This window comes from Thermosulfurimonas dismutans (genome assembly GCF_001652585.1).
GTDB lineage: Bacteria > Desulfobacterota > Thermodesulfobacteria > Thermodesulfobacteriales > Thermodesulfobacteriaceae > Thermosulfurimonas > Thermosulfurimonas dismutans.
On the sequence record NZ_LWLG01000020.1, the window covers coordinates 21,581 to 31,103 of the forward strand.

General features: G+C 53.9%; 7 protein-coding genes and 1 riboswitch. Of the genes, 3 read left to right on the plus strand and 4 right to left on the minus strand.

Annotated features, from left to right (window positions below; genetic code table 11):
- Positions 1-129: 129 nt before the first annotated feature.
- The 4 genes from TDIS_RS09890 to TDIS_RS09905 are packed head-to-tail and all read right to left on the minus strand — an operon-like array spanning position 130 to position 6,757.
- Positions 130-3,195, minus strand: a complete 3,066-nt coding sequence (locus tag TDIS_RS09890; protein WP_068671730.1) for an AIR synthase-related protein — start codon at positions 3,193-3,195, stop codon at positions 130-132.
- A 24-nt stretch (positions 3,196-3,219) separates the two neighbouring features.
- The gene (nadA, locus tag TDIS_RS09895; RefSeq protein WP_068671731.1) at positions 3,220-4,137 is read right to left on the minus strand and encodes a quinolinate synthase NadA; all 918 of its coding nucleotides are present in this window, start codon (positions 4,135-4,137) and stop codon (positions 3,220-3,222) included.
- Positions 4,138-4,779 (minus strand): outer membrane lipoprotein periplasmic chaperone LolA, encoded by a 642-nt coding sequence (gene lolA, locus TDIS_RS09900; RefSeq protein WP_244147511.1) that lies wholly within the window; start codon positions 4,777-4,779, stop codon positions 4,138-4,140.
- Positions 4,736-6,757, minus strand: coding sequence for a DNA translocase FtsK (locus TDIS_RS09905; RefSeq protein ID WP_068671733.1), 2,022 nt, complete (start codon positions 6,755-6,757; stop codon positions 4,736-4,738). The genes lolA and TDIS_RS09905 overlap by 44 nt, the downstream gene beginning before the upstream one ends.
- 107 nt (positions 6,758-6,864) lie before the next feature.
- Positions 6,865-7,167, plus strand: a riboswitch (cobalamin riboswitch).
- Between the two features lie 89 nt (positions 7,168-7,256).
- On the opposite strand from TDIS_RS09905, the gene TDIS_RS09910 reads away from it, so the two are divergent.
- The 3 genes from TDIS_RS09910 to TDIS_RS09920 all read left to right on the plus strand — a co-directional run.
- Positions 7,257-8,207 carry a sirohydrochlorin cobaltochelatase gene (locus TDIS_RS09910; protein ID WP_084271067.1) on the plus strand — a complete coding sequence of 317 codons (951 nt, stop codon included), beginning with the start codon at positions 7,257-7,259 and terminating at the stop codon, positions 8,205-8,207.
- A gap of 12 nt (positions 8,208-8,219) precedes the next feature.
- Positions 8,220-8,936 carry a precorrin-2 C(20)-methyltransferase gene (gene cobI, locus TDIS_RS09915; protein WP_068671734.1) on the plus strand — a complete coding sequence of 239 codons (717 nt, stop codon included), beginning with the start codon at positions 8,220-8,222 and terminating at the stop codon, positions 8,934-8,936.
- Positions 8,937-8,993: 57 nt separating this feature from the next.
- A partial coding sequence (locus TDIS_RS09920; RefSeq protein WP_153303830.1) for a hypothetical protein occupies positions 8,994-9,523 on the plus strand: 530 nt, incomplete at its 3' end.

The following is a 9,523-nucleotide window of genomic DNA, read 5'->3' on the forward strand; positions in this document are numbered from 1 at the left end:
TTCGACCTTCCGGGGCGGGGCCAACCCGCCCCTTTTTGTTTTTATCTGTCCTTGTCTTCCGAGCTAAGGGGGGTGTTCCTCCCCCTTGTAGGGGGAGGTTAGGAGGGGGTTTACATCTGCGCCTAATGTTTAAACTTCCCTAAGAGGGGTCTGCCAGGCGGCTTTGAGCTCGGAAAGAGATTCCCGAATGAGGTCGCGGCCCAGGCCGTCTCGCACGATGAGAACCGGCTCTGCGATCACTTCTCCGATCTGGGCGTAGGTGGTGCCTTCCATGAGTTTTTCGAAGTCTCGTTGTTTTTCCCGCGGAACGGTTACCAGGATTCGGCTCGCGGACTCCGAAAACAGGATGAAATCCGGCCTACCTGAACCTTCATAAGGCACGGCCGAAAGATCCACAAAAAGACCCAGGCCACCGGAGAAGGCCTTCTCGGCAAGAGCCACCGCCAGTCCTCCGTCGGAGGCGTCGTGGGCCGAGGCCACCAGGCCGTAGTAAATGGCTTCCCGCAGACGGAGATAACGTTCTCGGGCCTCCTCGGCGTTCACTCGGGGCACCGAGCTTCCCACAAAACCCCTACTGGCGTAATATTCAGAGCCTCCTAGTTCGTCTCGGGTCATTCCCAGAATGTAGAGGAGATCTCCGGCGTGTTTGACGTCCATGGTTTGCGCCCGGGTGACGTCCGGAACCCGAGCTACTATCGAAAAAAGGAGAGTCGGCGGCACAGAGATCTTGAGGCTTCCATCCGGCAAGATTACGCCTACCCCGTAGGGGTTGTCTCCTTTGGGATCTAGACCCAGAGCCATGAGATAGTCGTTTTTCATAGAGTCCTTTCCAGAGATACAGGGTACACCATAGGCTACGGTGAAGTCATGAACAGCTTTGGTGGCCCGCACGAGTTGGGCCAGTTTGTAGCGACCATCTGGAGTCTTTTCGCTTTCAATAGGATCGCACCAACAGAAGTTATCTAGTCCCGCCATGTGCTCGATGTCTCCGCCCACGCAGACCGCATTCCGAATGGCCTCGTCTATGGCGTTGGCTGCCATCCAGTAGGTGTCTATGTCCGAAAACTTGGGACAGATCCCGTGGGCCACTGCAATGCCATCCTGGCGAGAAAGATCCGGCCTCAGTACGGCAGCGTCGCTTGGACCGTCGTCTTGGACTCCGGTCAAGGGTTTGACCACGCTTCCGCCTTGGACCTCGTGGTCATACTGCCGGACTACGTATTCCTTGGAACAAACGTTTAGCCGCGAGAGCATCTCTTTCAAGACTGCTCCCAGATCTTCCGGTTCCGGGAGATCCGGTTCGGTATGCCTGGGCGGCTGCCATTCGGCCTGAAGCTCCATCTGGGGAACGCCCTCGTGTAGGAACTTGAGGGGAAGCAGCCCCACGGTCTTTCCCTGATACTTCAGGTGGAAGTAGCCTGAATCCGTAAAACGCCCGACGACCGTGGCCTCCACGTCCATCTTGCGGGCCAACTCCAGAAAACGGTCTATCTTTTCTGGCGGTACGGCCACGGTCATGCGCTCTTGGCTTTCGGAAAGGAGAATCTCCCAGGGGCGGAGTCCAGGGTACTTGAGGGGCGGTTTCTCCAGATCCAGCTCTGCCCCTCCGGCCTCCCGGGCCATCTCGCCCACCGAGGAGGAGAGGCCTCCGGCGCCATTGTCCGTGATAGAAGTGTAAAGGCACTCGTCCCGGGCCTTAAGCAGAAAATCCGTCATCTTCTTCTGGGTAATGGGATCTCCAATCTGGACCGCAGTGGCAGGGCTACCCTCGTGCAGGGCCTCGGAGGAGAAGGTGGCCCCGTGGATACCGTCTTTGCCGATCCTTCCGCCCACCATGACCACCAGGTCTCCCGGCCGGGCTCCTTTCTTCCAAGAGGGCTCTCCACAGACCTCAAGAGGTAAAATCCCGCCGGTTCCGCAAAAAACTAGGGGTTTTCCGAGATAGCGGGGATCAAAGACGATGGAGCCGTTCACGGTGGGGATACCGCTCTGGTTCCCTCCGTGTTCCACCCCCTCCCTAACGCCCTCAAATATACGGCGGGGGTGAAGTAGCCTTGGGGGAAGGGGTTTGTCCCAGTTCGGGGGGGCAAAGCAGAAGATATCCGTGTTAAATACGAGAAGGGCCCCCTTGCCAGTCCCGAATGGGTCCCGATTTACCCCTACGATGCCGGTTAACGCTCCGCCGTAGGGATCCAGAGCCGAAGGACTGTTGTGGGTTTCCACCTTGAAGGCCAAGGCTAAGTGGTCGTTGAGTTTGATAACTCCGGCGTTGTCCACAAAGACCGAAAGACAGAAATCCCGGGGGCCAAGTTTTTCTCGGATCTTTTCCGTAGAACCCCGGATGTAGGTCTTGAAGATGCTGTCCACGGTGAACTCTTCCCCGGTCTCAAGATCCCGGTAATGGATGCGGGCGTTGAAGATCTTGTGCTTGCAGTGTTCTGACCAGGTCTGGGCCAGGGACTCTAGTTCTACATCTGTAATTTCCGGCCCGAGACCATACTTTTTTCTTTCGGCAATGAAATCGGGGTTAGAGAAGAAGTCCCGGATAGTTTGCATCTCGGAAAGGGATAAAGCCAGTAACCTCTCGCGGGAGAGACGCATGAGCTCATCATCGGAAAGAACCTTAAGATCCCAGGTCTCCACCGTGGGGTCTGAAAACTCGGTGACCCTGGGGGCTGGATAGCTAAGTCCGCCTTTTTCGTATTCCTCCCGAGAGAGGATCCACCACCGTTCTATAAGTTCGTTGGCTAGCAATTCCCGGGCGGTCTTTTCAGCTTCTTCTCGGGATATTTTACCTTTCAGCAGGTATTGCATAGCCGAATAGACGCCCTCGGTTTGAGGATCGAGCGTTCTTTCAATGAGAAGGGCCAGGGCCTCGGCGGCCACCCGACCTTCGTTATCTGTGACCCCGGGCCTGAAGCCCACTTCTATTACCCAGTCGAAAGGAAAGTTGAGTTCAGCCGCCAGAGGCCGATTTACGCTTGCGCGCTGGATCACCGGATCGCACAAGGTCTCGTAGGCGTATCTTTCAAGGAGATCCTGCGGGAAGTCTCCTTCCACCAGATAGACCCTTACGGTGCGTACGGCTTCCACCTGAAGCCCGAGGAATTCTCTCATCCTTCGGGCTACTTTTTCTCCACGGGCGTCTCTCAACTCCGGCTTAAAAGCTACTTCTATGCGGGTGACCCTACTCAAGGAACTCCTCCTTTAGTTGATTTTTTAGCTCCTTGGTACCTCTAACATCCGTTTTACGGCCCGTAAGGCCCGGCTACGGATGTCCTCTGGTACCGTGACCCTGGGCTCTAAACTCTCAAGGGCCTTATAGACCAACTCTAACGTAGTGATCTTCATGGCCTCGCAAAGCATCTTTTCTGAGGCCGGGTAGAACTTTTTGTCTGGATTCTGCTTCTGAAGGGGATAGAGGAGCCCTACTTCCGTACCGATGATGAACTCCTTGTGATCCGATTCCCGGCAGAAGCGGAGCATACCGCTAGTGGAGGCCACGTGGTCTGCTAGGTCGATGACCTCTGGCCGGCACTCGGGATGGGCCACGAAGAGGGCTTCGGGATGGGCTTCTCGGGCGCGCTGCACGTCCTCCGGGGTAAGGACATCGTGAAAGGGACAGAAGCCCTCATGATAGATGATTTTTTTGTCCGGGAAGTGTCGCTGAGCGTAACGGGCCAGATTTTTGTCCGGAAGGCAGATGACCTCCTTTTCTGGAAGGCTCGCGACCACCCGCACCACGTTGGCCGAAGTGCAGCAGATATCACTTTCGGCCTTGACATCTGCGTAAGAGTTGACGTAGGTAACCACCGGGGCTCCGGGATATTTTTCGCGCAAGGCCTTCACATCCTCCGGGGTGATCATGTCGGCCATGGCACAGCCGGCCTGGGGGTTGGGAAGAAGAACGATTTTTTCGGGAGAAACGATGGCTGCGGTCTCAGCCATGAACACCACCCCGCAGAAGACCAAAACCTTAGCATCGGTCTGGGCAGCTTGAAGGCTCAACTCCAAAGAATCGCCCACTAAATCTGCCACTTCTTGGATCTCCGGAGGTTGATAGTTGTGCGCCAGGATCAAGGCCTTGCGGTCCTTAGCCAGTTTCCGGATCTCCTGCTGAAGTTTCTCCTTGGTCATCTATCCATCCTCCTTTATGATTTCAGCCTCTTTGGGAGGTGTAAAAGAAAATTTTTTATCCTCAATTTTAAGATTGAATTGGGCTTTTTCAAAGGTAAGATGCGTAAGGTTGCCAAGAAAATCCCAGTACCAGATTTCTTTGACCTCTCCGGTTTTAGGGAGGACTTTAAGTCGAATCCTTGATACCTGTCCTTTTTCTTCGCGTGGTTTTAGCTCCAAGAAATAGCCTTCTCCGTTTGTTTCGAGCTTGCCGGATAGCAAAACAAAGTCCCGGTCTAGACGGTGTCGTCCGGTCATGAAACCAAGTACCAGTCTGGAGAAGGCCTTTTCCGGAGATAGAATTATAACTTGACGGTCCTCTTCAGAATAAAAGTACACCTTTTGGCCGTCGGAGACGATGAGCATGCGCTCCGGATAGCGGTATTCCCACCGTAGACGGTTTGGCCTCTTGAACCAGATACGCCCACCGGAGGCCTGGACTTCGTAACCCCTTCGCCAGTAAACCTCTTGATTGAACTCGGCATAAAAACTTTTGAGTTCCTGATAGAAGGCTTCTACCCTGGTCAGGACCGTCTCTGGAGAGGGTTCCTCCGCAAGGCTACTTACGGCCCACCAACACAGGACGAGGACGCACACCATCACTCGGACCAACGATTCCCTCCTCCTCCATTCTTTCGACCAATCTTGCCGCTCGGTTATACCCTATGCGGAGCCTCCTCTGCAACATGGAAACCGAGATCTTCCCCTGTTGCATGGCAATCTTTACCGCCTCCCGATAGAGCTCATCCTCTTGATCATTTTCTGTAGGGCCTAAAGGCTCTTCGTCATCTTCCTCAAAGGCCTCGAAATCAGCCAGGTACTCGGGTTCTCCCTGGGCCTTCAGAAACTCTATGACCCGGAGTACTTCCTTTTCGGAAACGTAAGGGCCGTGGATACGTTGAAGCTTGGAGGCCCCGGGGGGCAGGAAGAGCATATCACCGGCGCCCAACAGTCTTTCGGCGCCCTGCGTGTCTAAAATGGTGCGAGAGTCCGTGCGGGAGGAGACCTGGAAGGAGATGCGGGCTGGAAAGTTGGCTTTGATGAGTCCGGTGATCACATCCACCGAGGGCCGCTGGGTAGCGAGCAACAAGTGGATGCCCGAGGCCCTCGCCATTTGGGCTAGACGTGTGAGTAACGTCTCCACCTCCTTAGAAGCCACCACCATGAGGTCCGCCAGCTCGTCGATGATGATCACGAGATAGGGAAGCTTTTCCTCGGCTTCCTGATTATAAAAATCTAGATTGCGGGCTCGATTTTCTTCGAGCAGTTGATAGCGGCGTTCCATCTCGGAGACTGCCCACCGCAAGGCCTTGGTAGCCATACGGGGTTCGAGTACGACAGGATGTAAAAGATAGGGGATACCTTCATAGACAGAAAGTTCTATGCGTTTCGGATCTATGAGAAGGAGCCGTACTTCTCCAGGAGTAGATTTGTAGATGAGACTCAAGATTACCGAATGCAGAAAGACACTCTTTCCAGTGCCAGTAGCTCCGGCGATGAGGAGATGGGGCATACGGGCCAAATCTGTGACCACCGGCTGACCGGAAATATCCTTTCCTAGGGCAAGGGTAAGCGGAGAGCGTGCCCTTCGGAAGGCTTCGCTTGCAATGATTTCCCGTAGAAATACCATTTCTCGCTCGGGATTGGAGACTTCAATACCCACTACATCCTTTCCGGGAATAGGGGCCACGATGCGTACGCTTTCAGCCGCTAGCCCTAGCGCTAGGTCGTCCGCTAGGGCCGCGATGCGGTTTATTTTGACTCCCGGAGCAGGCTTGAATTCGTAAACCGTAATGACCGGTCCAGGATTTACCGAGACCACTTCCCCTTTAACCCCGAACTCTTCGAGTTTTTCTTGAAGGGTCTGAGATAGGGCAATAAGAGTTTCCTTTGAAGGGCCTTTTTGGGTGGCCGGGGGGGTCTCGAGAAGGTTTAAAGGCGGAGGCGTAAATTTTCCCGGTTCCGGTTTGGCAGGTAAAGAAATTTCAATGTTTGTGGTTTCTTGGGGCTCTGGATCGCTAACTTCGGGAACGGTTTTGAGAGGTTCTACCTTGGGAGTAGAGGTTTTCCTTTTGGGGAATCTGATTCTCAAGGCCCCTGGATTCAGGGTTTCGGCAAAAAGGAAAAAGGTCAGGATGAGGAGGATCGTTATCAGAATTATGACTCCCGGTGGACCGATATAAGGTGTCAGGGCCTGTCCTAAAAAGCCGATGAGGCCTCCGTGCAAGGGATAGCGGTTAAAAAGATAGGGAGGTTCGGGGATAAAACCTAGGATGAGAGAAAGGGAGAGAATGAGGCCCAGCCAGGCTAGGATCTCTTTCTTTGAAGGACGAGTTCCCTTGAAGAAGTTCCAAGAAAACCTGAAAAGGGCCACCGGAATTAGAAAACCTGATAGACCACAAAGGAGGAAGAGCAGAGAAGAAAGATAGGCTCCTAAAAGACCGGCAATGTTTTGGGGCTTTTCTGTGCCAATCCTTCCCCAGCCAGGATCCTGAGGATGATGGTAAAGGAGGGATACGGCCAGGAAAAGCCCCATTCCCAGGAGGATAAGACCAGCTATTCGATGTGTGGTCTTTGACATTAAACCTATTTTTAATTTTTTTTGCTGCTCTTGCCAATCCTTAGTTTGAGTGCCAGGACCTACTTGTCTTAAAAAGCCTGGGTTGACAGCTATAATGAAACTTGCTAAGGCTTGCTATAGCCTCGGGTGCCCCGGCCCCTTTTGTTGGGGGCGGGGGTAAACGGGAAGCCGGTGAGAATCCGGCGCTGGCCCGCAACCGTGACCGGGGACGAAAGCCGCTGGGAGGGCTTGAGTAAGCCCTCTTCGCCCGGGCGCTCGAGGGTTAAGGCCCGAAGGGTTCCCGGGTGGGCCGCCGAAGGGCAAGCCTTCGGGGCGACAGGCCACTGGCGAAGCGCGTGGCGCTCGCTGGGAAGGCGCGGCGAGTAGGATGATCCGGAAGCCGGGAGACCGGCCCGAGGCGCAAAGGCGGTGGGGCGGCGAGGATCCCGACCCGACCGTACAAGAAACGGTCTCTTTCCTCGCTAAGCCCCCAAAGAAATTTTAAAAGGGGGGTGTGATCATGCTAAAAGTGTTTATGGGTCTGCTGTTTGGGATGTTTTTGGCTATGTTTTTTTCTACTACGGCAAGGGCCGGAGCCATTGCCTATACTCAAATCCGACACCAAAAGTTGAAAGAAAAACCGGCCATCGTCCTATGTGCCTTTGGGACTTCTACTAAGGCCCAGGTGACCTTTGATTTTTTTGAAAAACGGGTCCGGGAGGAGTTTCCGGATTATGATGTTCGCTGGGCCTTCACTTCGGAGGTCATCCGGGAAAAGATGAACCGTATTTTTACCAAGAAGGGTTTGAACAAGAGGCTCCACAGTCTCCACGAGGTTCTAGCTACTCTTTACGCGGAGGGTTACCGCAAGGTAGTGGTGCAACCCCTCCACATTTTTCCCGGACTGGAATATAAAAACGTGGTCGAGATCTGTGAGCGGTTTCCAGATCTAAGGATAGTTGTAGGCGAGCCTCTCCTTTTCCGCTGGGAGTATGTCAAAGAGGTGCTGGAGGTGGTTTCCAAGGAATTTCTCCCTCCGGAAGAGGGAATAAATATCTTGGTGGCTCATGGGACGGACGTGACTATCAACGGGGCTAACATTACCTACCTTGGGCTGGATTGGTTGGTGCGTAAACATTACTCTAACGTGCTGGTGGGTACGGTGGAAGGAGTGCCGGATGCCGAAGTGCCCCTAAAGGAGGCTCTCAAGTATCCAGCCAAGAAGGTGCGTTTTGTGCCTTTTATGTTCGTAGCCGGAGATCACATCATGAACGACATCATGGGCAAGGACCTGGAAGACGGAGAAAAGAGCTGGCGGGAAATCGTGGAGGAAGGCGGTAAAGAGGCCGATTGTGTGACTGCCGAGGTGAATGGAAAAGTTTATTACAAAGGACTGGGGCTTTATCCTGAAATAGATGAGTTTTTCGTGAAACAGATAAAACGAGCCCTTGATATTTTGGATCAGTATTAAGGAGGAGGTTTTTTGAAAAGACCAGTTCTTTGTGGGGTAGGGGTTGGACCGGGAGACCCCGAACTTTTGACCTTGAAGGCTGTAAGGGTTCTCCGGGAGGCGGACTTTGTTTTCGTGTCCGCATCTACCAAAAATGAATATTCGCTGGCCCTGCGGGTGGCGGCTGAATATATTCCCCCGGAAAGACCGATTGAGCATCTTCCTTTCCCCATGACCCGTGATCGGGAGAAGCTAGAGCAGGCTTGGGAGGAGAACGCCCGGAAGGTGGTGGAAAAGCTGCGGGTCTTTTCCAAGGTGGTGTTCCTTACTATGGGAGACCCGGCCCTTTATTCCACCTTCGGGTATTTAGCTCGATGGGTAAGACGGCTTTACCCGAAGGTGGAGATAAGGATGATTCCCGGGATTACGGCGGCCCAGGCGGCTGCAGCTAGGTTTAACCTGATCCTCACCGAGGGTGAGGAGGCTTTTGTGTTGGCTAGTGGGCTAGCCGCCGAGGAGGTCTTAAAGAAGTTTGCCGGGGAAAAGACAAGTTTTGCGCTTTATAAGGTGTACCGCCGGGCTCCAGAGATCATAGAAATCTTGAGACAAACCGAAAGGCTCAAAGACGCCCGAGCCATTTCTTGGTGCGGTTTCCCGGAGGAGATAATTTACGAAGATGCTACAAAAATTTCCGGTTCAACCCCACCCTACTTTACTCTCCTTTTAGTGGGCGGAAAGGCCCTTGACTAAGTATTACTAAATTTATAAAAGTAACACGCAAAAAGGTGTAAGGACAGGGGGGAAGTCATGAGGAAAGTCTGTTGTTTGGTATTGGGAATCCTGTTTTTGTTTTTGGGTGGTAGGGTCCTGGCCGCCGATCCGGAGGTGGAGGAGTTGAAACGGATGTTGCGGCAGGTGATAGAGGAGAACCGGAGGCTTTCGCAGAGGGTATCCGAGCTTGAGAGGCGTCTTGCGGAATACGAAAGGGTGGAGCGGCCGGCCGTAGAAGTGGAAACCTCCGAAACCGGAGATAAGTGGTACGACCGGATTGAGGTTGGTCTTACGGCTGCGGGTCTGGTGCAGGGCCTCGTGGGGGTGGACAAGCACCTGGCCAACATCCATGCGCATGCCGGAAGAGAGCCTCAAGGGCAGTCGGACATAGTCATGCGAGATGAAGACAAGACCTATGCGGCCGCGGCGGTGGATCTTGAGCTTTCTACGGAGTTTTCGGAGAGGGATCGGGCCTACGTGCTTCTGGAGATGGGTTCGGGCAAGAATCCGGACTCCGAGGTGCCATCGTTTTCCGGGATAGTGGACGAGGCCTTGTCCATGGTTCC